Raw genomic sequence first — 848 nt, 5'->3', positions numbered from 1 at the left:
TGCGCCGGGTAGGCGTGGTAGCAGTTGGTCCACACCCGGCCCGCCTTGATCTCCCGGCCCAGGCGGTAGGCGGTGTTACCGTCCCGGGTCCACACGCCGGCGCCCAGCCCGTACAGCGTGTCGTTCGCGATCTTCAGCGCCTCATCCACCGAGTCGTACGTGGTCACCGAAACGACCGGGCCGAAGATCTCCTCCTGGAAGATCCGCATGTCATTGGTGCCACGGAAGATCGTCGGCTCGATGTAGTACCCGCCCTCATGGCCCGGGACGGTGCGCGAGGAGCCGCCGGCGACCAGCTCGGCGCCCTCCTTCTTGCCGATGTCGATATAGGAGAGGATCTTCTCGTACTGGTCGTTGCTGGCCTGCGCACCGATCATGGTCGCCGGGTCCAGCGGACTGCCGCTGGTGATCGCCTTGGTGCGCTCGATGCAGCGGGCCATGAACTCGTCGTAGATCGAGGAGTGGATCAGCGCCCGGGACGGGCAAGTACACACCTCGCCCTGGTTCAGCGCGAACATCACGAAGCCCTCGACGGCCTTGTCCAGGAAGTCGTCGTCGGCCGCCATGACGTCCGGCAGGAAGATGTTGGGGCTCTTGCCGCCCAGCTCCAGCGTGACCGGAATGATGTTCTCGCTCGCGTACTGCATGATCAGGCGGCCGGTCGTGGTCTCACCGGTGAACGCCACCTTCGCGATCCGCGAGCTGGACGCGAGGGGCTTGCCCGCCTCCACACCGAAGCCGTTCACGACGTTGACCACGCCCGGCGGCAGCAGATCGGCGATCAGGTCCATGAGGACGAGGAGGCTGGCCGGGGTCTGCTCGGCGGGCTTGATGACCACACAGTTGCC

At 66.0% G+C, this 848-nt stretch carries 1 pseudogene; it reads right to left on the bottom strand.

The features are described 5' to 3' along the window. Positions 1-848, bottom strand: a pseudogene (gene adh / locus IG84_RS0137145) (aldehyde dehydrogenase); the annotation flags it as partial.

The organism is Streptomyces ochraceiscleroticus (assembly GCF_000720485.1).
Taxonomy (GTDB): domain Bacteria; phylum Actinomycetota; class Actinomycetes; order Streptomycetales; family Streptomycetaceae; genus Streptomyces; species Streptomyces ochraceiscleroticus.
The sequence above is the reverse complement of the archived record's forward strand: the minus strand, read 5'-3'. Positions and strand labels throughout refer to the sequence as shown.